The following is a 25,472-nucleotide window of genomic DNA, read 5'->3' on the forward strand; positions in this document are numbered from 1 at the left end:
ATGATAGAGCTTGTAATATATGCTTTATTAGCGGCGTTCATTTTTTCACGTTTGTATAATTCTTTAGGAAGGTCAGCCAACCTCAACCTAAAAAACCTAACTAGTGTATTGGATGTAAGCCGAAGTAGAGAAGATGTAGTAGAAAACTTTGAGGGTTACATTGATAGCAACAACAAAAGTTCAATAAAAGTTACTTATGAACAAATATTACAAAAAAACAAGAACTTCTCCATTTCCCACTTTATAGAAGGTTCAAGCATAGCTTTTGAATTAATAATAAAGTATTTCAATCAAGGAAATCTGTCCCAGTTAAAATCTCTCTTGGATAAAGATTTATACAACAACTTCGTAGAGAAGATTAAACATCGTAAAGAGGTGCACGAGTCTATAATTGTTTCTGTCGTTTCACAAAAGATTTTAGAAATAAAGCTAGTAAAAAATGTAGTGTTTATTGCAGTATATTTCCTTTCAGAGCAAATTAACTTTATTAAAGATAGCTCAGAAAATATAATATCAGGTAGTACATCCACCATTAATAAAGTTGAGGATGTATGGCAATTCAAAAAAAATGTTAATTCATCAGACCCAAGCTGGTTGCTTGTTTCTATTCACTATAAAAAGACAAGTAACGATAAGACAAATGATAAGTAAGATGAGTTTTATTTGAAATGGAAAGCAAGCTACGCGAAATAGTACTTGACACTGAAACGACAGGTCTTGACACTGAATCTGGTCATCGAATTATTGAAATAGGGTGTGTGGAATTAATTAACCGCATTCCAACAGGTAAAGTATTCCATCGGTACCTTAACCCAGAAAGAGATATACCTTATCACTCGTTTAAGATTCACGGTGTTAGTGAAGAATTTTTAGAAGATAAACCATTATTTTCAGATGTTGCACTTGAATTTCTTGACTTTATATCTAATGATATTTTGGTAATCCACAACGCTGAATTCGATGTTAAGTTCCTTAACATGGAGTTAAGCAAGCTGAATGCTGGGTTAATTTCCTCAGATAGAGTGCTAGATACATTACCTCTTGCGAGGAAAAAATTCGCAGGATCACCTGCTTCTTTGAATGCATTATGTAAGCGTTTTGATATATCGCTAGAGAATAGAGAATTGCACGGAGCACTAATTGATGCTCAATTGCTTGCAAAGGTATATGTTGAACTTACAGGAGGGTTACAAACCTTTCTGTTTGATAATGAATGCAATCAGGACAGTAACTCTACATTCGTTCAGCATAAAGTGCGTAATCTAACTCCCAGAGAACATTCACCAAATAGTGAAGAAATTGATGAACATAAGAAACTGTTAGACAAAATTAACAATACACTTTGGAATAAATATATTGAATAGATCAACCAACAAAGATACAATTTAATTTTACTGAGAGCACCCTAATGGTAAGGTTTATAAGATTGTTATCTAATATGCTAGTAGCATTAGCAGTCGTTTTTTTAGGTTATTGTTATTTCACTAAAAAAGGCATATTTGCCCCAGCAGCGATTCACAACGCAGAAGTTAAGATAGGTGGGGATTTTTCTTTGATTAACCAAGACGAGCAGATAGTACGCAGTAGTGATTTTAAAGATAAATACATGATGATTTTCTTTGGGTTTTCCTCATGCAAAAGAATTTGCCCTATGAACCTTGGGATAATTTCAGAAACACTTGCAAGGTTAGATGAGAAAACTAACAACAAGCTACAAACATTTTTTATCACAGTTGATCCTGAGCGCGACAGCACGGAAAGACTTAAAGAATTTCAGCAACAATTTAACCACAGAATACAAATGTTAACTGGTGAAAGAGAAAAAATAGACGAAGTAATTGCAAAGTATAAAGTATATGCTAGCAAAGTTGGTGGAGAAGAAGAAATCAACCATTCTTCAATAATGTACCTTATTGGCCCTGGAGGAAAATATGTTACACACTTTGCAGCTGATTTAAATTCAGACGAAAGTCAATCTGATAAGATTTTGGCTGAGATAAGAAAATACGTAAACTGAATTATAGATTTTTCTGTTAATTAGTCGAGCATGCAACTGCATGAGCATTATGATTTGAGAGCAATCTCCATGGGAAGACACACACAACTGTACGAACGTTGTAGTTTGGGAGCAATTCCCACTAGTGGGGTGTCATCCCAGTGCCCAGACACTGGGATGCTTTGTTGCATCGCTACTTATGAAAGGCTAACTATAGTTAGGATTATAAGCAACCTATTGAAAATCTTGTTTTTTTGCAATCAATCTGATCAAATTTAAGAATAGTAACTTGTTATTTATATTAATAAATTTAATTCTATTGAAAATAGCTAAAGCATTGAAATTCTTGAATTTTAGCCGGATTGGTAAATGGTAGTGAAATTTCTTTTACTCAAATTTAGGTATTCATTGACTGTTCTTGTTATAAATACCAGAATAATAAGCTACTGATATTCCCTATCTTTTTTATCTTTAATCCATCATAGCTAGCGATGCAACAAAGCCCACTGGGATCCAGTTTCTATGCAACTTAATTAAAAACGTTTGTTTTAGCGTAAGACAACTACCTTTAGCTCATCAGCTCAGTTATAAGCAAAATTTCTGGATTCCAGTGTCAAGCACTGGAATGACATCATCTGTTGTGCAATTTACCTTCAAAAATGAATGTTCGTACAGTTAGTGCGACCCGAAAGTCGTGATTTTGTGATGGTTAAATTCCATTTTCCCTAGACATCGGGGGTAATGTATGTCTCACATTTTAGAGAGTGGCAACCTCTAGGATGCAAGCATGAGATAAAAGCAGGTAACACTAAACCTTATAACGCGAATTCTGGATTAAAGGAGAATAGAAAAGGCAGAAAACAGGGTAAACTCAGCAATTATAAAAAAATAGATGAGGTTACCCATGGAAGATATAACAAAACTGTTTTGTTTGGTCGATGATTTTTGCAGAGATATAGAGAAAATTTTGCAGGCAAACTACTGCCAAATGGTAAAAAACCCACAAGAACAACGGAAATTGAGCACTCTGAAATCATGACAATAATCCTGCTATATCAACAATCTCCGTGTAAAAATTTCAAAACTTTCTATCTACATTACCTAACGTTGCTCTACAAATCAGAGTTTCCAAAGTTGCCTTCATATACCAGGTTTGTTGCTCTAAAGCCTAGGGTTTTGTGGCATTTAGCAATGTTGTTGCATTGGCTTTGTGGACAGTCAGAAAACACTGGAATTTCATATATAGACACAACTCCCATTGCAGTTTGTCATGCAAAAAGAATATCCAAAAACAAAGTTTTTGCTGGAATTGCAAAATTAAGCAAGAGTACTTACGGCTGGTTTTTTGGTTTCAAATTACATATGGTAATCAATGAAAATGGTGAAATTCATGCACTTACGCTAACAAAAGGCAATGTTGATGATAGGATACCTGTGCCAAATTTGACGGAAAAATTAACCGGCCTTTTGTTTGGTGACAAAGGTTATATTGCAAAAGAGCTTTTTCAGAAGCTGTTTGACCGAGGTTTGAAACTTGTTACCAAGGTGAAAAAAGGTATGAAAAATACATTAATTTCGCTAAATGAGAAGATTTTACTGAGAAAAAGGTCTATCATTGAGACTGTTTTTGGTTACCTAAAAAATAGACTAGAAATTGAACACACTCGCCATAGATCCCCTGTTGATTTCTTGGTTCATATCTTTTCTACTCTCATCTCCTATTCCATCAAATCCAAAAAGCCTTCTATTTCCTATACTTCCTTCCTTAATCCAGAATTCGCGTTATAAGTCTTATTACTAACTGGACTCACTATTCTTCCAGCACGCGAGGGAAATGATGCCATTGATGAGTATGGTAATGAATATAAGCTTAAATTAGTAAATGCTCTTCTTACAAAAAGCTTTTCTACTCATCATCATATGAATCCGACAATAATTGCAAAATACCGAAAGGTGGATTGGGTATTTGCTATTTATGAAGGAATAGAGCTAAAAGAAATATATAAATTAACGCCGCAAGACCTTGAACCATATTATATTACATGGGAAAAGAAATGGCATGATACTGGTAGTAAAGACATCAATAATCCCAAAATTCCTTTAAAATACGTCAGAGATAAAGGTAAGCTCCTTTATCATTGTGATGAAAGAGTATGTGACCGCCACTAACTTCCTCCATCCCAGGTTGATTTTAAATTGTCCGGAATGCTGTATTATTTAAAATCCTAACATTTAACTCTTTTTTTGATAAACTTGTTTATTTGCTGTTTATTAAAATTTTCACTTCAAAATTTAACCTCACCAAAAGTATAAGAAGCCTGTCTAATGAAAAATTTGCAGTCCTTGACCTTCTATAGCTAACCCAAGAAAGGTTTCCCTATGTCATACCGCCGCGGTATCTCAGCATAGATTCCGCTAACAAGTAGCGGAATGACGAATTTGTTGTTTTTCAAATTATCGGTAAATCTAAGTCACTTTAGCTATAAAATTATAAGTTATTGATATTTTTGCTCTTTTTTATCCTTAATCCAGAATTCGGATTAGTAGGGTGTCATCCAATTCTCAATGGTAAATTAAGAAGGATCTGCGTAGCTAGGGATATAATTGTTCCACTTTCCAATCGCTTCCCTCAACAAGGGTGTATCTAAATCTAATATGCTTCCTATATTCACCTTCTTGCCAAAATTCAATTACTTTTGGGATTACGCAAAATCCCACCCAAAAATCAGGACGAGAAACTTGTGTATTGTGAAATTCTTTTTCCTTCAATTTTATAGCTTGCTCAAAATCCTGCCAATCTTTCAGAATGCTCGATTGTTTTGAGCACCATGCACTAATTTGACTACCCAGCGCTCGAGAAGAGAAGTATTTGTCAGTTCTTTCATCGTTTAGAAGTTTAACCTCTCCTTCAATTCGCACTTGCCTAGCAAATTCTATCCAATGAAACACTAACGCAGCTTTGGGGTTCTCAGTCAATTCTTTCCCTTTTTTACTGTTTACGTTAGTGAAAAACACAAAACCTTCTTTGCTATATTCCTTTAGTAATACCACTCTTGCAGATGGAATACAGTCTTTGCTACAAGTTGCTAGCGTCATTGCAGTTGGTTGTTCACACGGAGAATTAAGTACTGCTTTGCACCACTTTGAAAACAAATCAAATGGATCTTTTTCAAGTGAAAATATCATATCAAAAAATAAAATCTTAATTCTGGCACGCATTGCAAAAATAAGTGCTACGGCCATTTTGTCGTATAAGTGTTATGATATTGTTGCAGATCTTGCAAGGTTTTTGAACTTTACCATATACGTAAAAGTTATTTTGAAAGTATCCAGCAGATCCAGATGGCTGTGCATAATCTTTCAGTGTTGAACCGCCTGCAGCAATTGCATCACTCAGAGTATTTTTTATTTCAGCAGCAAGTTTTTCGCACTCTCTATAGGTCAAGTCTTTTGCTGACCTGAGTGGTGATATGCGGGCTCTAAACAAACTTTCAGAAGCATATATATTGCCTACGCCAACTATTAATTTATTATCCATTAATGCTGATTTGATATTCACTTTTTTGTTTTTCAGTAACTCCTGTAAATAGTCTCCACTGAATTCATCCGTGAGGGGCTCTATTCCGAAACCGTCAAAAAAATTTATTTCTTGTTCTTTGCTTAAAATAATAACTAGTCCAAATCTTCTTGGATCATTAAAGATTATTGAAGTATTATCGAAAAATAAAAATACCACGTGATCGTGCTTATTCTGCACTTGAGCATATATAAGCTTTCCGCTCATGCCAAGATGTATGATGACAGCCATACTATCATCTGTATTCCAGATTATATACTTACCTCTACGCTTGATATCGTTTATAACTTTGCCCTTTAGCAAATCATCAATATTTTTTGTTATTGGTACACGTAAATTCCAATTATTGACTGTAACATTGCTAATTTGCTTGTTTTTGATTTTATCAAGCAAAAAGTTAGAGATTACTTCCACTTCCGGTAGTTCTGGCATCTTGTCTACTCTGTTGCTGTTTTTTTCTTTTTACAATATTTTGCTTTAAAGCTTTTGCCAATCTTTTTCTCTCTTCTTCTTTTTCCTTATTCCTTTTTGTGTTATTCATTATCATAATATATAAACTTGCCGTTGTAGCTCAGGTGGTAGAGTACGTCATTGGTAATGACGAGGTCCCAAGTTCGAATCTTGGTAACGGCACACTCTTACAATATCGCATAACTTGCAAGCAAGGCTTAAAAGAAAGTTACAAAGGAAGATTATCATGCTTTTTCCATATCCTTTCTACTTTCTTGTTTTTGAGTAGCTCTAATGCTTTGTGAAAGTGATGCCTTGTTTTACTTGGCACTATAATGTCATCAATGTATCCATGTGATGCAGCAAAAAATGGATTAGCAAATTTCTCTTTATATTCTTTGATTAATGTTTGCTGGTCTTTTTCATGCCTAAATATAATTTCAACTGCACTTTCAGGGCCCATTACAGCTATTTCAGCAGTTGGCCAAGCATAATTTATGTCACCTTTTAGATGCTTTGAATTCATAACAATGTACGCACCACCATACGCTTTTCTGGTGATCAAACTAATTTTCGGCACGGTTGCTTCAGCGTAAGCGTAAAGCAGTTTCGCTCCGTGTTGTATTATATTATTGTATTCTTGATTTGCACCTGGCAGAAATCCTGGAACATCAATAAGTGTGATGATAGGAATGTTAAATGCGTCACAAAACCTCACAAACCTTGCAGCTTTTCTTGAAGAATCAATATCCAAACATCCTGCAAGGTGCATAGGTTGATTTGCGACAATACCAACAGCGTTTTCTCCAATCCTACTAAAACCAATTATAATATTACGAGCAAAATCAGGTTTTAGTTCAAAGAATTTCTTCTCATCGCACACCTTTTCAATAAGTTCATACATATCATAAGGAGTATTAGGATTGCTAGGAATCAGAGTATTTAAAGATTCATCAATATCATCAACTGAATCACAGGTTGATTTAGGTTTCGGTGATTCTTGATTATTTGCTGGTAAGAAAGTAAAGAATTCACGCATTTTTAGCAGCATTTCAACATCATTATTGAATGCAAAATCCGCTACTCCTGTTTTGCTTGTATGAATTTTTGCTCCACCAAGGTCTTCGAAACTTACATCTTCGTAGGTAACCTTTTTTACTACATCTGGTCCGGTTATAAACATATATGAACTGTTTTTCACCATGAAAGTAAAGTCAGTTAATGCTGGGGAATAAACTGCACCACCAGCACATGGCCCCATGATTAAAGAGATTTGTGGTATAACACCCGATGCATTTACGTTTCTTTGAAAAATTTCTCCATAACCAGCAAGAGAATTTACTCCCTCCTGAATTCTGGCTCCACCAGAGTCATTTAGCCCAATGACAGGAACTCTAGCATTAATTGCCATATCCATAATTTTGCATATTTTTTTTGCATGTGACGCACCAAGTGATCCACCAAAGACAGTAAAATCTTGCGAGTAAACGAAAACTTTTCTGCCATAAATAGTGCCATGACCAATCACTACTCCATCACCTAAAAAATTAGCATTTTGCATGCCAAAATCAGCTACGTGATGCTTCACGAATTTATCGTATTCCTCAAACGAACCTTCATCGAGTAATACACTGAGCCTTTCTCTAGCAGTTAATTTCCCTTTTTCATGTTGTTTATTGATTCTGTTAGAACCGCCTCCTTTTTCAGCTTCTAGTGCTTTGGTTTTTAGATTTTCTAGTATTTCAAAGTCTTGCATACAATAAAGTAGTTTTCAAATTAGTTGTAGACTTTATTAAGTTTACAAACTCTACTACTATACACATACACTATTGCATGTGGCAATAGTGTATGTGTATAACAATTATTAAAACTTTAACCTTGACGTTGGTGATTAAAATGAGAACACTTTGACATACTAACTTCTTCCAGAACACTAGATGGCTCACTTTGTTTTCCGTTTTTCTCTTCGACAAAACTTTTAGCAGCTTCAACAACCTTGCTTATACGTGGTTCTTTTTCTAGCTCTTTTAGGTACTTTGAGAAGATTTCACAACTTTTATCATCCATATGTACTATTATTTTGCAAAAGCTTGAGGCATTTTCTGGTTTGTCAGCCTTTTTAGAAGATAGAGTCATTACAATCTTTTCACTGTTGCTTATTGGAAAAGTCATCTGTAACCTGCCCTTTATATCATGATATTTTCCATCTTGTATTCGTATTACATCATCTCCTTCCCCGATCTTTAATACTCCATCTAAACTTTGAAATCCTGGATTACTCAGGAATTTTGCAGGAGTCACAATGCTTGCTTCTGGACACTGTATACAATAAAGTTTATTATCTCTTTCTACTAGAAACGCGAATTCTGGATTAAAGGAGAATAGAAAAGGCAGAAAACAGGGTAAACTCAGCAATTATAAAAAAATAGATGAGGTTACCCATGGAAGATATAACAAAACTGTTTTGTTTGGTCGATGATTTTTGCAGAGATATAGAGAAAAATTTTGCAGGCAAACTACTGCCAAATGGTAAAAAACCCACAAGAACAACGGAAATTGAGCACTCTGAAATCATGACAATAATCCTGCTATATCAACAATCTCCGTGTAAAAATTTCAAAACTTTCTATCTACATTACCTAACGTTGCTCTACAAATCAGAGTTTCCAAAGTTGCCTTCATATAGCAGGTTTGTTGCTCTAAAGCCTAGGGTTTTGTGGCATTTAGCAATGTTGTTGCATTGGCTTTGTGGACAGTCAGAAAACACTGGAATTTCATATATAGACACAACTCCCATTGCAGTTTGTCATGCAAAAAGAATATCCAAAAACAAAGTTTTTGCTGGAATTGCAAAATTAAGCAAGAGTACTTACGGCTGGTTTTTTGGTTTCAAATTACATATGGTAATCAATGAAAATGGTGAAATTCATGCACTTACGCTAACAAAAGGCAATGTTGATGATAGGATACCTGTGCCAAATTTGACGGAAAAATTAACCGGCCTTTTGTTTGGTGACAAAGGTTATATTGCAAAAGAGCTTTTTCAGAAGCTGTTTGACCGAGGTTTGAAACTTGTTACCAAGGTGAAAAAAGGTATGAAAAATACATTAATTTCGCTAAATGAGAAGATTTTACTGAGAAAAAGGTCTATCATTGAGACTGTTTTTGGTTACCTAAAAAATAGACTAGAAATTGAACACACTCGCCATAGATCCCCTGTTGATTTCTTGGTTCATATCTTTTCTACTCTCATCTCCTATTCCATCAAATCCAAAAAGCCTTCTATTTCCTATACTTCCTTCCTTAATCCAGAATTCGCGTTTATGGGGTGCTGGCCTGATAACCGTCATCCCACTACTTGTTAGCGGGATCTAGAGATACCGCGAATGAATCGCGGTATGATGGTGTAGACGATGGTTAAGTATCCCGCTGCTTGTTAGCGCCGCGGCGGTATGACGGTTCGTGGTGGTATGACGTAGAGTGCTTAGAAGCTGTTATTTTGCTATAAATGGCTGTAATGGCATCATCTATTTTATTGCTATCACAGCCTGTTTGTGCAAGTTCAGCATTTCCACCACAGTTCTTTTCAACTGCTATTGATATTAGTTCTTTTGCGCTAATCTTATTGATTAAGTCTTTACTTACTTTAATAATCAAGACTGTTTTATCTTTTTCTGTTGCCGTGAAAGCTATTACCGTTTTTGGTTTTTGTTGCTGCAAAACAAACTCTCTTATTACATTTGCTGGAATATCAGTGAAAGTGTGGCTTATAAAATTTATTCCATTTATTTCGGTGCTTTTTATATTCTCTGCACTCACAAGCTTTTTATATAGGTTTTTTATTTTGGTTTCGGATTTTTTGTGTTCTTGACTTAAAATACTTAATCTGCTTGTTATTTCACTCACTGGCGCTTTTACGAATTCTGCAACTTTTTTTAAGTTAATTTCATTATCACGTACATAATTGATTGCTTCCTGACCAGTTAAAGCTTCAATTCTCCTCACTCCAAAAGCAACAGAACTCTCTGTTACTATCTTAAACAAACCAATTTCTCCAGTATGTTCAACGTGTGTGCCACCACACAGTTCCCTTGAATCTCCAATCTTCACTACTCTTACTTGGTTGCCATATTTTTCACCGAATAACGCCATAGCTCCTTCGTCTATTGCCTGATTCATGCTCTGAATTTTTGTAGACGTAGAAAGGTTTTCTCTGATTAGAGAGTTTACCATATCTTCTACTAAGAATAGCTGATCCTGAGTAACTTGAGTGTTATGACTAAAGTCAAATCGTAACTTATCCGGTGCAACTAGGGAACCTTTTTGAGTGACATGATCACCTAGAATTTTTCTGAGTGTAAAGTGCAGAAGATGTGTAGCTGAATGATTTCTCCTTAAGGTTTGCCTTCTTTCCTTATCTATGCTTGCTGTAACTGTGTCACCTTTACACATTGAGCCAGATTTAACTATGCATCTGTGCAAATATAGGTCATTAACCTTATTGGTATTCTCGACTATAATAATACTTCTACCAGGTTTGATCAGACTGCCAGTATCTCCCACCTGTCCACCTGACTCGCCATAAAAAGGTGTTTTATCAAGTATAATGGTTATCTTTTCTCCCTCCTTTGTAGAATCAATTACTTCATTTTTGGAGGAAACTATAGCTAGTATTTTCGCATCACTTACTTCATTGAACTCATAACCAACAAATTTTGTTTTGCCAAATTTATTGATCAAATCAAACCATACTTGCTCAACAGATTTTTCACCAGATCCAGCCCATTTAGCACGTGCTCTCTCTTTTTGTTCTCCCATTGCATCATCAAAACCCTTCTGGTCAAAATTTATTTTTTTCTCTTTTAAAATATCAAGTGTAATATCCAAAGGAAATCCGTAGGTGTCATATAGCTTAAACGCTGATTCTCCAGGCAAAGTATCGCCCGATTTTAAATCTGTAGTGAATTTCTCCAGGAGATTGATACCTTTCATCAAAGTGTCTTTAAAGTTTTCTTCCTCTGATTTTAACGTCGTTTCTATTAAGCTTTTAGCTCTGACTAATTCAGCTCCCATATAAGCCGAACTCGTGCTATCTATCAACACTGGAAAAATACGATGGAGTAGGGAATCATTATATCCAAGCAGGTGAATATAACGTGTGGCTCTCCTAATTAATCTGCGTAATACGTAATTCCTGCCCTCATTTCCAGGAAGCACTCCTTCTGCGATGAGAAATGCAGCCACGCGAAGATGATCTGCTATGATCTTATGCGCTATTTTATTTTCCGTTCTTCCACAGTACTCTTGTGATTTACTTATCAGAGCAGAAAATAGATCAATATCATAGTTATCATGGACGTTTTGCATAACAGCCGCTATTCTTTCAAGGCCCATTCCAGTATCGATGCATTTTTTTGGCAATTTGTGTAAATTACCTTCTTCATCTTTGTTAAATTCCATGAATACCAGATTCCAGATTTCAACAATTCTATCGCCCTCTTGTAAATTAGGACTCCCATGGTCATAAAAAATTTCAGAACATGGACCGCACGGACCAGTGTTTCCCATACTCCAAAAGTTATCATCCGTTGTAATTCTTATGATTTTATCACTTGAAAAGCCACTTATCTTACGCCAAATCTCGTATGCCTCATCATCAGTATGGTAGACGGTTATGGATAGTCTGTTTTTATCAAGAGATAACTCTTTAGTGATAAATTCCCACGCAAATTCTATCGCAGTTTCCTTAAAGTAATCACCGAAGCTAAAATTTCCGAGCATTTCAAAAAATGTGTGATGCCGAGTTGTATAGCCAACATTTTCCAGATCATTGTGTTTACCGCCTGCTCTTAGGCACTTTTGACTTGAGACAGCACGTTTCATTTCAGTTTTTTGAGCACCAGTAAAAATATTTTTAAACTGCACCATACCAGCATTTGTGAACATGAGCGTTGGGTCATGTTCTGGAATCAAAGGAGAAGAAGAAACCTGCTCGTGGTCATTATTTACAAAAAATTTTATAAATCTTTCTCTGATTTCGTTTAGCTTCATCGTTTTTATTGAGGTTATCTATAAATAATAAGTTGTAATGGAAATAAAATCAATACCACTCTCTAGATCTCAGAACTTCTAGTGACATGCACCTTGTGGTAAGAAAAAATCAATATATTCACGATAAATTTACCTCATATCTGTGTTTTATATGTGGAAATTGGAATGGAAATTTATGTAGGCAAAGAAAAAAGAATAGCAAATGTGGTGACTCAACACTGGAATGACATAAAAGGATCAGACAGAGATTGGCCAGAAAGGCATGAAATAGACACTGCAGAAATAATGGAATCATGGCAGCATTGTTTTGTCATTGAAGTCAAGGATCAAGGTTATATTTGTGAAAATGCAGGAGAAAAGGCTGTTGAATTCTATGGTTTTGAGAAAAAGACGCGCATTGATAATAAGTATGCAATTGATGCACCATTTTTGCGACTATATAAAATAGATGCAGTTATTGATAAACTTGATACTGTAATAGAGAGTAAATGCCCGATCAATGAAGAGGAAGAAAGTGAAAGTGTTAAAATGAGGCAAGTATTGTTGCCACTTGGGAATAAAGAAGGTATAACACACATATTGGGCGTAATTACTTTTAAACTCCTTTAATATACAATTTTAATTTGATTCTTTAATAAAATTATTTATACTAATGCTTAATTACTATTAAAGAACTCAATAGTAGTGCTTGTAAATTTATTTGGAATATGAAGAAAATAAAATTAAAAACCAAATCTTCTGTGAAAAAGCGCTTTCACCTTACAGCTAAGGGTAAAGTTATTTCTACTCAGTCAGGCAAAAGGCATGGCATGGTAAAGAGAAGTAAATCTAATATTCGTAATCAGCGCGGTACAACGATTCTTGGTAAATCTGACTCGCGTATAGTTAAGCTTCATATGCCTTACGGTATTTAACAAAATGGAGGTAAAATAAAATGGCTCGGGTAAAACGTGGAGTCACTACTCACGCTCGTCATAAAAAAATATTGAAACTGGCAAAGGGTTATAGAGGGCGCGCAAAAAGTTGTTATAGAATTGCATTACAAAGAGTTGAAAAAGCACTGCAATATGCTTATAGAGACAGAAGAACCCGTAAACGTGATTTCCGTAGCTTATGGATAATACGTATTAATGCAGCAGCAAGAGAGCATGGGCTTACTTATGGTAGGTTTATGCATGGTCTTACACTTGCCGGCATTGATTTAAATAGAAAAATTCTTGCTGAGATGGTAGTTAATTATAAGGATGATTTTGCCAAATTAGTAGAAACTGTAAGTGGTAAATTAGCGGAGAATTCTTAAAGCAAAAACACCATGAGAATTATTTTCATGGGATCACCAGGATTTGCTGTTAATTCTCTGAGCTTGTTACTGAAATCAAAGAGCGAAGTGGTGGCAGTATACACCAAGGCTCCAAAACCTTCGGGGCGTGGACAGAAGCCAATGAAATCTCCAGTACATGTTATCGCTGAAGAAAGTAACATAGAGGTATGTACTCCTATCTCTCTAAAGTTCTCGGCAGAGCAAGAAAAATTTAGAAATTTCAAGCCAGATGTTGCGGTTGTTGCCGCGTATGGATTGATACTTCCAAGAGAAATTTTGAATATTCCAAAATATGGTTGTATTAATATTCATCCTTCATTACTACCAAGGTGGCGTGGTGCAGCCCCGATACAGCACACAATTTTAGCAGGAGATCAAGAAATCGGGGTTAGCATTATGCAATTGGATGAAGGATTAGATTCCGGCCCTATTTTAAAACAGGAAAAATTTCTTATCGAAAAGAACGATAATTACAAGACATTGCATGATAAATTATCTAAGCTAGGCAGTGATTTACTGCTGAAAGTGCTAAACGAAATTGAAAAACAGCTTCCCTTAAAACAGAACGATAACGATGCATGTTACGCTGACAAAGTGGAAGACTATAAAATTTATGCAAGTGATGCCTGTGAAGTTGCTTATAGAAAGGTTAAAGCGTTTTACCCAAAAGCGTTTATCAAGATAGAGAATAAACGTATCAGGATACTTGATGCTGACTTTGAAGCTTTCGCTTCAGAACAAGGTGAGATTGTTAACGATAATATGCACATAAGTTTAAAAGGTGGCATTTTAATTCCTAAAGTTGTACAAATGGAAGGAAGAAATCCTTGTAGTATTGAAGATTTTATTCGTGGTTTGAAATCAAGCATGGTAAAAAAATTTATAGAATAGACTGCTTTGAAGGAAAGGTTAGGAGGGCTAAAGCAACTTCTACAATTTGGTATTCCGCTGCTTGTTAGCGGAATCTACAACAAGATACCGCGTTTTAGTGTACGAACATTGCAATTTGCAGGTAATTTGAGTAGTAGATGGTGTCATTCCAGTGCTTGACACTGGAATCCAGTTTCTATTGTACAGCCACCTGGTGTGCTCATTTAAAGTGAAGTTTTCTGGATCCCAGTGTCTGGGCACTGGAATGACATCTTTCTTGGTCTCTTGTATCACAATGTTCGTACAGTTGTGGATACCGTGGCGGTATGACGTAGTAGCTATATATAGACAAATTCCTTTTTCTTAGATATAATTTTAAAAAACCTTCCATATAAAAATGAAAATAAAAAGAGCTTTAATATCAGTATACGATAAAACGAATATAATTGATCTTGCATCGTTTTTAATGCAGCAACAAATAGAAATTCTTTCAACGGGAAATACTTATAAAACGCTATCTAGTGCAGGAATAAAAACACAAGAGGTCTCAGATTACACACAATTTCCAGAGATACTGGGTGGTAGAGTAAAAACTTTACACCCTAAAATTCATGGAGGAATACTTTGCAATAGAGAAAAACACAAAACGGAAATACAAAATCTAGGTATTGAGCCAATAGACCTGCTTATAACTAACCTATACCCATTTTGGGAGACAGTAAGTAGCGGCTCAAATGAAGAGCAAATTATAGAACAAATTGATATCGGCGGAGTGGCGTTAATTAGAGCTGCAGCAAAAAATTTTCATTTTACTCCAGTCATTTCTAGCATTCAAGACTATGAAGCACTAAAAGCTGAGATGATAAAAAATAACAATGAAACAACATTGGAATATAGAAAACATTTAGCAACAAAAGCATTTGCTCTCACTGCACACTACGATTCTAATATTCACAGTTGGTTTTTATCCCAGAGTAAAAATAATGAGTTGCCAGAGTTTTTCGCACTATATGGGCATAAAGCACAAGAATTAAGGTATGGTGAAAACCCTCATCAAAAAGCTGCATTTTATAGCAATCAATTCACCAAATATCCGCTGGAAAAAATACATGGAAAAGAGTTGAGTTATAATAATATAGTAGATATAGAGTCCGCACTTAACATAACTTCTGAATTCGAAGAGCCTGCAGCAGTGATAATAAAGCACAATAACCCATGTGGCGCTGCTGTTAGTAATAATGCTTTGGAGGCATATGAAAAGGCTCTATCATGTGATGAAGTAAGCAGTTTTGGTGGCATAGTTGCCTTAAATCGGGAGATAGATTTAAAGCTAGCAGAAAAATTAAACGAGATATTTTTGGAAGTAGTGATAGCACCATCGGTAAACAATGAGGCACTAAAAATTTTACAAAGAAAGAAAAATTTAAGAGTGATTATTCATAAATCTTTCCAACAAAATGTGAAATACCAAATTAAAAATGTTGTTGGTGGGTTTTTGGTGCAAGAAAATAATGACCACACAATAAAAGCAGAACAAGTAACAAAGTGCACTACAACAGAAAAAGAAAAGGAAGATCTTATTTTTGCCTGGAAAATATGTAAACATGTGAAATCCAACGCAATAGTTATAGCAAAAGATGGTTGTGCTATTGGCATCGGCGCAGGGCAAACAAGCAGAATAGATAGTGTGAACATTGCAGTGAAAAAAGCAGGTGAAAAATGTAAAGGTGCAGTGCTTGCTTCAGATGCATTTTTTCCATTCCCAGATAGCATAGTAGAAAGTGCAAAACATGGAATTACAGCTATAATTCAGCCCGGCGGCTCGCTGAAAGATCAAGATGTGATAAAAGCTGCAAATGAAAATAAAATTGCTATGTTTTTCACTGGCGTTCGCAGTTTTTTCCATTAGGCTTTGTGTCTTATCGTCATACCGCCGCGGTATCTCTAGATCCCGCTAACACGTAGCGGGATGACGGTTGTCAGCCAAGTAGCCCCCTATGATGTCATCCCAGTGCTTGACACTGGGATCCAGGTTACTCACAAGCAAACTAGCATAGAAAGTGGTTACAACGTTTCCGATGAGATTGCAGAAAGGCTGGATCCCAGTGTCAAGCACTGGGATGACACCCTCCTAACGCGAATTCTGGATTAAAGGAGAATAGAAAAGGCAGAAAACAGGGTAAACTCAGCAGTTATAAAAAAATAGATGAGGTTACCCATGGAAGATATAACAAAACTGTTTTGTTTGGTCGATGATTTTTGCAGAGATATAGAGAAAAATTTTGCAGGCAAACTACTGCCAAATGGTAAAAAACCCACAAGAACAACGGAAATTGAGCACTCTGAAATCATGACAATAATCCTGCTATATCAACAATCTCCGTGTAAAAATTTCAAAACTTTCTATCTACATTACCTAACGTTGCTCTACAAATCAGAGTTTCCAAAGTTGCCTTCATATACCAGGTTTGTTGCTCTAAAGCCTAGGGTTTTGTGGCATTTAGCAATGTTGTTGCATTGGCTTTGTGGACAGTCAGAAAACACTGGAATTTCATATATAGACACAACTCCCATTGCAGTTTGTCATGCAAAAAGAATATCCAAAAACAAAGTTTTTGCTGGAATTGCAAAATTAAGCAAGAGTACTTACGGCTGGTTTTTTGGTTTCAAATTACATATGGTAATCAATGAAAATGGTGAAATTCATGCACTTACGCTAACAAAAGGCAATGTTGATGATAGGATACCTGTGCCAAATTTGACGGAAAAATTAACCGGCCTTTTGTTTGGTGACAAAGGTTATATTGCAAAAGAGCTTTTTCAGAAGCTGTTTGACCGAGGTTTGAAACTTGTTACCAAGGTGAAAAAAGGTATGAAAAATACATTAATTTCGCTAAATGAGAAGATTTTACTGAGAAAAAGGTCTATCATTGAGACTGTTTTTGGTTACCTAAAAAATAGACTAGAAATTGAACACACTCGCCATAGATCCCCTGTTGATTTCTTGGTTCATATCTTTTCTACTCTCATCTCCTATTCCATCAAATCCAAAAAGCCTTCTATTTCCTATACTTCCTTCCTTAATCCAGAATTTGCGTTGATAGAGAACGTAAAAGTGCTGATGGAAGAAGGAGCCGAAGTCAATGCTACTGAAGGAATAAGCAAATATACGCCACTGCATCTCGCGTGTATGGTATGGGCAGAAAGGATAATAAAAGAGCTGGTAAAGGGAGGAGCTGCCGTTAATCAGCCGGATAAATTTGGTAATGCGCCGATGTATTGGCTAATGGACAATGAAAAGAATAAAGAGGCAAGAAAATTCCTGGAAAAACAAGGTGGTGTAGTAAGAGATAGACCAGAGATATGCGATGAAGTAGTGGAATCAGTTGGAGAAATGGTAGATGTATGGAGTAGAAAATTTTTACCGAAGTTAAAAGAGAAGGTAGTAAGTTTAGAAGAAATCAGAAAAAGAGATGAGTCGCTAATAATAGAAGATTTTAACAAAGTAATAAGCAGGGTGGTGGGCAAGATGAACACTATGATAAAAGAACTTGATGAAAGGTAAGGCAGGTCTGCTATTATTTAATAGATTAAATATATAGATTTACATCTTAATATATCACATTAATATGCGAAAAAGATGTGTATATTTTGTAAAAAAAAACTTGCTTTTGATGGTAAAATAGGCATAGCTAGAATAGTGGTAGGTAAACAAAAAAAATTTACCAAGCACTAAAATTTTGTGGTTTTTATAGTGGGGTAACTAAAATGTTCAATTTAAATAAAAGACTGGAAAAATTAAAGGGGAATTCATTTAGAAAAATAGATGAGAGAGGAGAAGATGGCAACACTATGTTGCATTTAGCAGCATACCTTTCTGATGAAAAAGTAATAAAGTTACTAATAGAAAAAGGAGCAGAAATAAATATAGAAAATAATAACGGAGATAGACCATTACACCTAGCAGCATTCTATGGAAAGGTAGAAAATGTAAAAGTACTGGTAGAAGGAGGAGCAAATGTAAATGCTATAGACGATGGAGGATATACGGCATTACATAGTGCGAGCTTAATGAGTTGTGAAAAGACAGTAAGGGAGTTAATAAAAGCGGGGTCAAATGTTAATACTGGGAACTACATAGGAAGAACGCCATTGCATAGTGCGGTATTTATGAGGGAAATAGGGAACGTGAGAGCAATATTAGAAGCGGGAGGTAATGTAAATGCGAGAGATCATAAAGGATATACACCAATAGATCTGGCATATATGGCAAAGACTAAGGAGATAATAAGAGAGTTAGTGGCGAAGCAGAAGGTTATGGAAGAAAAGTGAGAAAAGGAAGGAAAGAGAGAAAACCGTTGAGGGAAAAGGGACGATTATTTGGAAGAGAGCTTAATAGATGAAAGATAGCGCTATGTGTTTCCAAAATTGTGCATAAAAGTAAAACAAAGGTTAACAGTTGCGTCTTTTTCGCAAGAGTAATGGATTTATGGAAAAAGGGAGTAGTAAGGCTCCTGAACTATGAAAACATTTACAGGAGAAACTATGAGAAAAAGAACGTTAACTGTGATCTGTCGATATGAGCCTGATGAGTTAGCAGATAAACGCTTATCGGATGTATACGGGCAACTGATAGAGAGATTAATAAAGAGAAAAAAAGAAAATAGAGAGAAAGAAACAAATGAAAGTAGTGAGTTTATATGCGAGAGTATCATCAGAAAAGCAAGCACAGAAGGGAACAATAGAGAGTCAAATAGCGGAGTTGGAGCGTAGAATTAGTGAAGATGAGGACAAGTTACTAAATGAGTATAGATTCATAGACAATGGGTATAGTGGATCAGATTTAGAGCGTCCTGGTTTAGATAGGTTACGCGATAAAGTAGGAAAAGGAGAAATTGATAAAATTTATATTCATTCACCAGATAGGTTATCACGAAAAACTGTATATCAAATGATCTTGCTCGACGAATTTGAAAAAGCAGGAGTAGAGGTAATCTTTTTAAACTATAAAACGGATAAAAGTCCGGAGTCAAACTTACTATTGCAAATGCAGGGAGCAGTAGCGGAGTATGAACGAGCGAAGATGATGGAAAGGTATCGGCGGGGAAAACTCCATGCGGCAAGAAGAGGCAGTGTCAGTGTAATAGGCAAAGCATCTTATGGTTATCGATACATAAAGAAGGGCACAATAGGTGAAGAAGGGAAACTTGAAATTAATGAAGAGGAAGCAAAAGTAGTGAGAGAATTGTTCATGTGGGTAGGGAAAGAAAGAATAAGAACTATAGAGGTAATATGTAGACTAAAAGAAAGGTCAATAAGGACACAAACAGGAGAAGAGAGGTGGAACAGAAGCACCATCAGTCAGATATTAAAATCCTGTATACAAAGGGCAAGCAGTGTATGGCAGGACTAAGGTAGGCCAAGTAAAACCAGAAATAAGGCCACAACGGAATGCTGGTAGGCAGAAAAGTTGTTCTAGGTACTCCCAAGATAAAGAGAATTGGATTTATATTGCAGTACCAAGAATAGTTGATGAAGAATTGTTTAATGCAGTACAAGAGCAACTGGCTGAAAATAGAAAAAGAGTGAAAAGACAGGAAAGGAAAGTAGCGTACCTGCTACAAGGTTTAACTGTGTGTCAACGCTGTAGATATGCTTATTGCGGTGCATCTACTATAAATAGGGGGGGGAACCTACTATCATTCTTATTATTGTTGTACTGCTCCAAGTTATAAGGAAGCATGAGGCAACAGACCGGTGCAAGCAGATGCATTAGAAACAATTATATGAAAAAAAGTGAAAGGTATATTGAAGAAACCAGAAAGGTTGATAAATGAATATCAACGGCACCAGCTAGGAAGTAAAGAGTTGCTATTGGAGGAAGGTCTTGAGAGGGAAGAAAGCAAATTAAAACGAGGTATTTCTGGGCTGATTGATAGTTATGCAAGAGGGTATATAAATCAAGAGGAATTCGAGTTAAGAATCAAAGGAATGAAACAGCGATTAAAAGAAAAGGATAAAAGATAAGAAAGAGGTACAGGAAGAGTTGACTAATATAATAGGTAACATAAAGGAGTTTTATTCTGGGATAAAATTAGAGCTAGATCAATTGGATTGGTTAGATAAACGTAGTGTAATAAGGAAGTTAATTGAGAGAATAGAGATTAACGTTGATAATATAACTATAGTATTTCGAATAAAAGAATTTGTTACCAAAAATAAACAAAATCAAGATATACAAGCTATCAGAGAAAGAATTGCACGACCAGAAAGCGAGTAAGGTGAAGCAATTTATGATAGAAATAGGCGAGGTCAATAAAAAAGAATTGATATAGTAGACGGGGAAAACAAAAGGTGAATTTGTAGGAAAAATTGTAAGAGAGAATGAGAATAGGTAGTTTTGCACAGAAGAGCTACTAACTGTAAGAACAACAAACTGTAAAAAGCTGTTATGAGTTTAGTGTGAGAAGTTAAAGGGGGAAAGAAAGGTGCAAATGAAAGTAGTGAGCTTATATGCAAGGGTTTCATCGAAGAGGCAAGTACAAGAAGGAACAATAGAAAGTCAAGTAGCTGAGTTGGAGCGTAGAATTAATGAGGATAAGCAAGAGCTACTAAATGAGCATAAATTCATAGATAATGGGTATAGTGGATCAAAATTAGAGCGTCCTGGTTTAGATGAATTAAGAGATAAAGTAGCAGAAGGAAAAATTGATAAAGTGTATATTCACTCACCAGATAGGTTATCACGTAATTACGTACATCAGATGATATTGCTGGAAGAATTTCAAAAAGCAGGAGCAGAGGTGATCTTTTTAAACCATCAGGTTGGTAATAGTCCAGAATCTAATTTACTACTACAAATGCAAGGAGCAATAGCAGAGTATGAACGAGCAAAGATTATGGAGAGGAATCGCCGAGGAAGACTGCATGCGGCAAGAAAAGGCTGTATAAGTGTAATGGCTGTAGCGCCTTATGGTTATCGATACATAAAGAGTGGCACAACAGGTGAAGAAAGGAGATTTGAAATTAATGAAGAAGAGGCGAGAATAGTAAAAAAACTGTTCATGTGGATAGGTGAAAAAAGAGTAAGCATTAATGAAACAATACGTAGGCTAAAAGAAAGGTCGGTAAAGACACAAAAAGGAAGAGAGATGTGGAACCGAAGCACCATCCAGCAGATATTAAAAAATCCTGCGTATAAAGGGCAAGCAGCATTTGGTAAAACAAAGTCAAATCCAGCAAAACCAAGAATAAGACCACAAAGAAATGCTGGCAGCCAGCAAAAGCGTTCTCTTACTTATCCAAGCAAAGAGAATTGGATTTACATTCCAATACCAAGGATAGTAGATGAGGCATTATTTAATGCAGTGGAAGAACAACTGGCTGAAAATAGAGAAAGAGCGAGGATACAGAAAAGAAAAGCAGCGTACCTGCTACAAGGTTTAATCGTGTGTCAACACTGTAGATATGCCTATTGCGGTGTGCGTGGTGGGAGTAAAAAAAAGGAGGGATTAACTACTATTATCGTTGTAGCACCATATATGCTTTTAGCAGTAGTGTTAGGGGAATATGTAACAGTAAACCGGTCCATGCAGATGTATTAGAGATGGCTATATGGGAAAAAGTAAGAAGCATATTGAATGAGCCGGAAGGGATGATGAATGAATACCAACAAAGACTGGAGGGAAGGAGAGAGTCACCATTGGAGCAAGATCTTGGGAGGCAAGAAAGCAAATTAAAACGAGGCATTTCAAGGCTGATTGATAGTTATACTAACGAGTACATAAATCAAGAGGAATTTGAGTCAAGAATCACAGAAATGAAAGGACACTTAAAAGAAGTGGAAGAGGAAAAAGAAAGGATGAAAGATCAGAAAGAGACACAGCAAGAGTTTGCAATGATCATAAGCAGCATAAAGAAGTTTTCTTCCGGAATCGAGTCAGAGATCGATCAATATGATTGGTTAGAAAAGCGTAGTGTAATAAGGAAATTAGTTAAGAGGATAGAGGTTAACGTTGATGATATAACTATAGTATTTCGAATAAAGGAATTTGTTGCTCAGAGCAAGCAAAATCAAAATGTGCAACATTGTCCTAGGGTTCCTGAAACTCAGGTTACAAATGGCCGTTGTCGGATGGATTGTTACAATGTTCGCAGAGATGTTTGGAGTTGAGTTGGCGGCTGCGGTAGAGGCATCTACAGAAAAAGAAGATAAAAAAGCAGAAAAAACATCATTAAAGGAAGAAGCAATTAAAGAAGTTCGTAAAGACGTAGAAATCAAGGTAGATGAAAGAGAAAAACCTAAAGTGCCAGTTTCCCTTTTTGACGTTTCACCCGGATTTGTAAGGCCAGTCCCTCTGAGCAAACCAGAACTTGATCTTTTACCGGGATCTATAAAAATTCCTACGGACCTTTCATATAAACAAGTTATAAATAATGAGGATAGTAAGGTACAAAAACCAAAAGCGAACGAAGAGAAAAAAGCGGAACAGTCGAGGGAAGAGGTGTGTCCACAGAAAGTTCCGGAGCAACCTGGGAAAAAGGCGCCAGTGATTTTTGGAAAGACAGGGTTATCTGGTAAAAGAAATCAATGTGAAAAATTGCAGAATTTAAATAATGGTACCATCGGGAAAGAGATGCCAACAGTAGGGTCAACTGATAAGCAAAAGGGTAGTAATACTGGCAAAGAAACAATTGATATAGATAAAATTTACGGTAAATTTCTTGCTGAGCAGAATCAAATTTCACCAGAATCAGAACTTAATTCTATAAATGTTCAGCCTAAAGGAACGCGAATTCTGGATTAAGGCTTTTTGGATTTGATGGAATAGGAGATGAGAGTAGAAAAGATATGAACCAAGAAATCAACAGGGGATCTATGGCGAGTGTGTTCAATTTCTAGTCTATTTTTTAGGTAACCAAAAACAGTCTCAATGATAGACCTTTTTCTCAGTAAAATCTTCTCATTTAGCGAAATTAATGTATTTTTCATACCTTTTTTCACCTTGGTAACAAGTTTCAAACCTCGGTCAAACAGCTTCTGAAAAAGCTCTTTTGCAATATAACCTTTGTCACCAAACAAAAGGCCGGTTAATTTTTCCGTCAAATTTGGCACAGGTATCCTATCATCAACATTGCCTTTTGTTAGCGTAAGTGCATGAATTTCACCATTTTCATTGATTACCATATGTAATTTGAAACCAAAAAACCAGCCGTAAGTACTCTTGCTTAATTTTGCAATTCCAGCAAAAACTTTGTTTTTGGATATTCTTTTTGCATGACAAACTGCAATGGGAGTTGTGTCTATATATGAAATTCCAGTGTTTTCTGACTGTCCACAAAGCCAATGCAACAACATTGCTAAATGCCACAAAACCCTAGGCTTTAGAGCAACAAACCTGGTATATGAAGGCAACTTTGGAAACTCTGATTTGTAGAGCAACGTTAGGTAATGTAGATAGAAAGTTTTGAAATTTTTACACGGAGATTGTTGATATAGCAGGATTATTGTCATGATTTCAGAGTGCTCAATTTCCGTTGTTCTTGTGGGTTTTTTACCATTTGGCAGTAGTTTGCCTGCAAAATTTTTCTCTATATCTCTGCAAAAATCATCGACCAAACAAAACAGTTTTGTTATATCTTCCATGGGTAACCTCATCTATTTTTTTATAATTGCTGAGTTTACCCTGTTTTCTGCCTTTTCTATTCTCCTTTAATCCAGAATTCGCGTTTATAGTACAGATGAAGAGAATTGGATTTATATACCAGTGCCGAAAATAGTTGACAAAGATTGTGTATACTTATTACAATTGTTTGGGTACCAGAAGTTTTTACGGCAACAAAGTATGCACTAACTATAAGTAAGGAAGACTTTAAGCAGGCAATAAAAAAAATGAAGGAACGTTTAAAAGAGATTAAAGGAGAGAAGAAAAAGGTAAAAGGGAACACGGCAGAAAATGAATCTTATTACAAATAGCATAAAGGGCTTTTATTCTAGTGTTAAATCGGACCTAGATTGGCAAGCCAAACGTAGTCTTATTAGGACATTAGTAAAAGAAGTCAACATTGATCTTGATAAAGTAGATGTAGTATTTAAGATCAAAGAACTTGAAAACCCCGCCCAGAATGGACAAAATCAAAAGATGGTACATTGTCTAAGGGGTCTGGGCACTGGGATGACATCTTTTTTCTTGGTACAAATTACTCTTATGTCTCAATATTTGTACAGTTGTGTTATCTGCTGTTTGATGTTTACAACGCAGAAAGTTCATACGGTTGTAAGTCAAGCGGTAGGATGACAAGATTTTGCAAGGGTATTTTTTTATAGGAGATTAATATGGAAATTTTTCTTGATAGCGTTGATTTAAATGAAATTAAAGAACTAAAGGAGTTCATTGACGGCATAACAACTAATCCTTCTTTAATAGCAAAGTCCGGGCGCAAAGATAAATACGAGGATTTAGTGCGTGAAATATGCTCTATTATAAAAGGGCCTGTTAGTGTTGAAGTTGTTGCAGATAGCCATGAAGAGATGATCACAGAAGGTCTGAATTTAGCAAAAATTGCTGATAATGTTGTGATCAAATTACCTCTTATACATGAAGGATTAATTTCTTGTAAAAAGTTATGGACAGAGCATAAAATACCTGTTAACATCACATTATGTTTTTCTCCTGGACAAGCACTGCTTGCCGCTAAGGTCGGTGCTTGTTTTATTTCCCCCTTTGTTGGTCGCCTTGATGATATAAGCTATGATGGCTTATCGCTAATAGAAGATATATGTACTATATATTCTAATTACGGTTTTGATACTAAAGTTCTTGTTGCATCAGTGAGAAGCCCAGCGCATGTAATAGAAGCTGCAAGGCTTGGTGCTGATTCAATTACTGTGCCAGCAAAAGTACTTAGACAATTAATTAATCACCCACTTACTGACCAAGGGCTAGCAATATTTGAAAAAGACTGGGGTGTAAAATAATAAACGGTTACAAATGAACATAAAAATTGGCGTATCCGTTCAGGCAATGGCGTCAACTTAAGAGCCTTCATTAGCAAACTCTCCTAAAGACATGATGGCGTTTGCTACCTTATTGCGGCTGCCCTGGTCGAATTTTAACTTTATAGCTAACCCAAGAAAGGTTTCCCTACATCATACCGCCGAGGCGCTAACGAGTAGCGGAATGACGAGTTTGTTGTTTTTCAAATTG

At 35.9% G+C, this 25,472-nt stretch carries 29 protein-coding genes, 1 tRNA gene and 4 pseudogenes; 26 read left to right on the top strand and 8 right to left on the bottom strand.

Features of this window, described 5'->3' with window-relative positions:
* The 6 genes and pseudogenes from OPR17_RS05810 (at position 1) to OPR17_RS05835 (ending at position 4,165) form a co-directional block, all read left to right on the top strand.
* On the top strand, positions 1 to 651 hold the full coding sequence (locus OPR17_RS05810) for a Tim44/TimA family putative adaptor protein (protein WP_265021477.1): 651 nt from the start codon (positions 1 to 3) through the stop codon (positions 649 to 651).
* Positions 652 to 668: 17 nt separating this feature from the next.
* On the top strand, positions 669 to 1,364 hold the full coding sequence (gene dnaQ, locus OPR17_RS05815; RefSeq protein ID WP_265021478.1) for a DNA polymerase III subunit epsilon: 696 nt from the start codon (positions 669 to 671) through the stop codon (positions 1,362 to 1,364).
* Positions 1,365 to 1,408: 44 nt separating this feature from the next.
* Positions 1,409 to 2,017 (top strand): SCO family protein, encoded by a 609-nt coding sequence (locus OPR17_RS05820; RefSeq protein WP_320109851.1) that lies wholly within the window; start codon positions 1,409 to 1,411, stop codon positions 2,015 to 2,017.
* Positions 2,018 to 2,737: 720 nt separating this feature from the next.
* Entirely contained in the window at positions 2,738 to 2,938 is a 201-nt protein-coding gene (locus OPR17_RS05825; RefSeq protein ID WP_265021480.1) for a hypothetical protein, read from the top strand.
* A pseudogene (locus OPR17_RS05830) lies at positions 2,901 to 3,784 on the top strand (IS982 family transposase). The gene OPR17_RS05825 and the pseudogene OPR17_RS05830 overlap by 38 nt, the downstream one beginning before the upstream one ends.
* A gap of 54 nt (positions 3,785 to 3,838) precedes the next feature.
* Positions 3,839 to 4,165, top strand: coding sequence for a PDDEXK family nuclease (locus tag OPR17_RS05835; protein WP_265022181.1), 327 nt, complete (start codon positions 3,839 to 3,841; stop codon positions 4,163 to 4,165).
* Between the two features lie 423 nt (positions 4,166 to 4,588).
* Here OPR17_RS05835 and pdxH read toward each other — a convergent pair whose 3' ends face one another.
* Genes pdxH through OPR17_RS05850 form a run of 3 tightly spaced genes read right to left on the bottom strand, consistent with a single transcriptional unit; the run spans position 4,589 to position 6,114 of the window.
* Entirely contained in the window at positions 4,589 to 5,182 is a 594-nt protein-coding gene (pdxH, locus tag OPR17_RS05840; RefSeq protein WP_406828700.1) for a pyridoxamine 5'-phosphate oxidase, read from the bottom strand.
* A gap of 16 nt (positions 5,183 to 5,198) precedes the next feature.
* On the bottom strand, positions 5,199 to 6,005 hold the full coding sequence (gene mutM / locus OPR17_RS05845) for a bifunctional DNA-formamidopyrimidine glycosylase/DNA-(apurinic or apyrimidinic site) lyase (protein WP_265021482.1): 807 nt from the start codon (positions 6,003 to 6,005) through the stop codon (positions 5,199 to 5,201).
* Complete coding sequence (locus tag OPR17_RS05850) at positions 5,971 to 6,114, bottom strand: hypothetical protein (protein ID WP_187296969.1); 144 nt, start codon at positions 6,112 to 6,114, stop codon at positions 5,971 to 5,973. Before OPR17_RS05850 ends, mutM begins: the two co-directional genes overlap by 35 nt.
* A gap of 19 nt (positions 6,115 to 6,133) precedes the next feature.
* On the opposite strand from OPR17_RS05850, the gene OPR17_RS05855 reads away from it, so the two are divergent.
* Positions 6,134 to 6,206, top strand: a tRNA-Thr gene (locus OPR17_RS05855).
* 46 nt (positions 6,207 to 6,252) lie between these two features.
* Here OPR17_RS05855 and OPR17_RS05860 read toward each other — a convergent pair.
* Both OPR17_RS05860 and OPR17_RS05865 read right to left on the bottom strand, forming a co-directional pair.
* Entirely contained in the window at positions 6,253 to 7,779 is a 1,527-nt protein-coding gene (locus OPR17_RS05860; RefSeq protein WP_265021483.1) for an acyl-CoA carboxylase subunit beta, read from the bottom strand.
* A 116-nt stretch (positions 7,780 to 7,895) separates the two neighbouring features.
* Positions 7,896 to 8,438, bottom strand: coding sequence for a hypothetical protein (locus OPR17_RS05865; protein ID WP_265021484.1), 543 nt, complete (start codon positions 8,436 to 8,438; stop codon positions 7,896 to 7,898).
* 26 nt (positions 8,439 to 8,464) lie between these two features.
* Here OPR17_RS05865 and OPR17_RS05870 point away from each other — a divergent pair, with 26 nt between their 5' ends.
* A complete protein-coding gene (locus OPR17_RS05870) occupies positions 8,465 to 9,388 on the top strand; it encodes an IS982 family transposase (protein ID WP_265021485.1) in 924 nt (307 codons plus the stop codon).
* Between the two features lie 52 nt (positions 9,389 to 9,440).
* Here OPR17_RS05870 and alaS read toward each other — a convergent pair whose 3' ends face one another.
* The gene (gene alaS, locus OPR17_RS05875; RefSeq protein ID WP_265021486.1) at positions 9,441 to 12,074 is read right to left on the bottom strand and encodes an alanine--tRNA ligase; all 2,634 of its coding nucleotides are present in this window, start codon (positions 12,072 to 12,074) and stop codon (positions 9,441 to 9,443) included.
* 165 nt (positions 12,075 to 12,239) lie between these two features.
* Between alaS and OPR17_RS05880 the strand changes: the two genes are divergently transcribed.
* From OPR17_RS05880 to fmt, 4 genes are all read left to right on the top strand, one after another.
* Entirely contained in the window at positions 12,240 to 12,683 is a 444-nt protein-coding gene (locus OPR17_RS05880; RefSeq protein ID WP_010962890.1) for a PAS domain-containing protein, read from the top strand.
* A gap of 98 nt (positions 12,684 to 12,781) precedes the next feature.
* The gene (gene rpmI, locus OPR17_RS05885) at positions 12,782 to 12,988 is read left to right on the top strand and encodes a 50S ribosomal protein L35 (RefSeq protein ID WP_007548610.1); all 207 of its coding nucleotides are present in this window, start codon (positions 12,782 to 12,784) and stop codon (positions 12,986 to 12,988) included.
* A 20-nt stretch (positions 12,989 to 13,008) separates the two neighbouring features.
* Positions 13,009 to 13,374 carry a 50S ribosomal protein L20 gene (rplT, locus tag OPR17_RS05890; RefSeq protein ID WP_265021487.1) on the top strand — a complete coding sequence of 122 codons (366 nt, stop codon included), beginning with the start codon at positions 13,009 to 13,011 and terminating at the stop codon, positions 13,372 to 13,374.
* Positions 13,375 to 13,386: 12 nt separating this feature from the next.
* On the top strand, positions 13,387 to 14,286 hold the full coding sequence (gene fmt / locus OPR17_RS05895; RefSeq protein WP_265021488.1) for a methionyl-tRNA formyltransferase: 900 nt from the start codon (positions 13,387 to 13,389) through the stop codon (positions 14,284 to 14,286).
* A gap of 87 nt (positions 14,287 to 14,373) precedes the next feature.
* Here the strand turns inward: fmt and OPR17_RS07490 are convergent.
* Positions 14,374 to 14,529: pseudogene (locus OPR17_RS07490) on the bottom strand (WPE palindromic element domain-containing protein); the annotation flags it as partial.
* Here OPR17_RS07490 and OPR17_RS07655 point away from each other — a divergent pair.
* The 13 genes and pseudogenes from OPR17_RS07655 to OPR17_RS05965 all read left to right on the top strand — a co-directional run bounded on the left by OPR17_RS07655 (position 14,480) and on the right by OPR17_RS05965 (position 23,072).
* Positions 14,480 to 14,632, top strand: coding sequence for a hypothetical protein (locus OPR17_RS07655; protein ID WP_265022195.1), 153 nt, complete (start codon positions 14,480 to 14,482; stop codon positions 14,630 to 14,632). The pseudogene OPR17_RS07490 and the gene OPR17_RS07655 overlap by 50 nt on opposite strands.
* A gap of 30 nt (positions 14,633 to 14,662) precedes the next feature.
* Entirely contained in the window at positions 14,663 to 16,174 is a 1,512-nt protein-coding gene (gene purH, locus OPR17_RS05910) for a bifunctional phosphoribosylaminoimidazolecarboxamide formyltransferase/IMP cyclohydrolase (protein ID WP_265021489.1), read from the top strand.
* Between the two features lie 102 nt (positions 16,175 to 16,276).
* Positions 16,277 to 16,417: a hypothetical protein gene (locus OPR17_RS05915; protein WP_265021490.1), complete on the top strand. Its 141-nt coding sequence runs from the start codon at positions 16,277 to 16,279 to the stop codon at positions 16,415 to 16,417.
* Between the two features lie 66 nt (positions 16,418 to 16,483).
* A pseudogene (locus OPR17_RS05920) lies at positions 16,484 to 17,347 on the top strand (IS982 family transposase); the annotation flags it as partial.
* A 108-nt stretch (positions 17,348 to 17,455) separates the two neighbouring features.
* On the top strand, positions 17,456 to 17,830 hold the full coding sequence (locus OPR17_RS05925; protein ID WP_265022182.1) for a hypothetical protein: 375 nt from the start codon (positions 17,456 to 17,458) through the stop codon (positions 17,828 to 17,830).
* 203 nt (positions 17,831 to 18,033) lie between these two features.
* Entirely contained in the window at positions 18,034 to 18,597 is a 564-nt protein-coding gene (locus OPR17_RS05930; RefSeq protein ID WP_265021491.1) for an ankyrin repeat domain-containing protein, read from the top strand.
* A gap of 189 nt (positions 18,598 to 18,786) precedes the next feature.
* On the top strand, positions 18,787 to 19,038 hold the full coding sequence (locus OPR17_RS05935; RefSeq protein ID WP_265021492.1) for a hypothetical protein: 252 nt from the start codon (positions 18,787 to 18,789) through the stop codon (positions 19,036 to 19,038).
* A pseudogene (locus OPR17_RS05940) lies at positions 18,947 to 20,000 on the top strand (recombinase family protein). Before OPR17_RS05935 ends, OPR17_RS05940 begins: the two are co-directional and overlap by 92 nt.
* 61 nt (positions 20,001 to 20,061) lie before the next feature.
* Positions 20,062 to 20,292 (top strand): hypothetical protein, encoded by a 231-nt coding sequence (locus OPR17_RS05945; RefSeq protein ID WP_265021494.1) that lies wholly within the window; start codon positions 20,062 to 20,064, stop codon positions 20,290 to 20,292.
* A 19-nt stretch (positions 20,293 to 20,311) separates the two neighbouring features.
* Positions 20,312 to 20,545, top strand: a complete 234-nt coding sequence (locus tag OPR17_RS05950; RefSeq protein ID WP_265021495.1) for a hypothetical protein — start codon at positions 20,312 to 20,314, stop codon at positions 20,543 to 20,545.
* Between the two features lie 223 nt (positions 20,546 to 20,768).
* A complete protein-coding gene (locus OPR17_RS05955) occupies positions 20,769 to 21,869 on the top strand; it encodes a recombinase family protein (protein WP_265021496.1) in 1,101 nt (366 codons plus the stop codon).
* Positions 21,870 to 21,871: 2 nt separating this feature from the next.
* Positions 21,872 to 22,438 (top strand): hypothetical protein, encoded by a 567-nt coding sequence (locus OPR17_RS05960; RefSeq protein ID WP_265021497.1) that lies wholly within the window; start codon positions 21,872 to 21,874, stop codon positions 22,436 to 22,438.
* On the top strand, positions 22,386 to 23,072 hold the full coding sequence (locus OPR17_RS05965) for a hypothetical protein (protein WP_265021498.1): 687 nt from the start codon (positions 22,386 to 22,388) through the stop codon (positions 23,070 to 23,072). Before OPR17_RS05960 ends, OPR17_RS05965 begins: the two co-directional genes overlap by 53 nt.
* Here OPR17_RS05965 and OPR17_RS05970 read toward each other — a convergent pair.
* Positions 23,069 to 23,911 carry an IS982 family transposase gene (locus OPR17_RS05970; RefSeq protein WP_265021499.1) on the bottom strand — a complete coding sequence of 281 codons (843 nt, stop codon included), beginning with the start codon at positions 23,909 to 23,911 and terminating at the stop codon, positions 23,069 to 23,071. The two genes, OPR17_RS05965 and OPR17_RS05970, sit on opposite strands and share 4 nt — an antisense overlap.
* Positions 23,912 to 24,601: 690 nt before the next feature.
* On the opposite strand from OPR17_RS05970, the gene fsa reads away from it, so the two are divergent.
* Entirely contained in the window at positions 24,602 to 25,243 is a 642-nt protein-coding gene (gene fsa / locus OPR17_RS05975; RefSeq protein ID WP_155968460.1) for a fructose-6-phosphate aldolase, read from the top strand.
* Positions 25,244 to 25,472 lie beyond the last annotated feature (229 nt).

The sequence above is a fragment of the Wolbachia endosymbiont (group A) of Icerya purchasi genome (assembly GCF_947251635.1).
Taxonomy (GTDB): Bacteria; Pseudomonadota; Alphaproteobacteria; order Rickettsiales; family Anaplasmataceae; genus Wolbachia; species Wolbachia pipientis.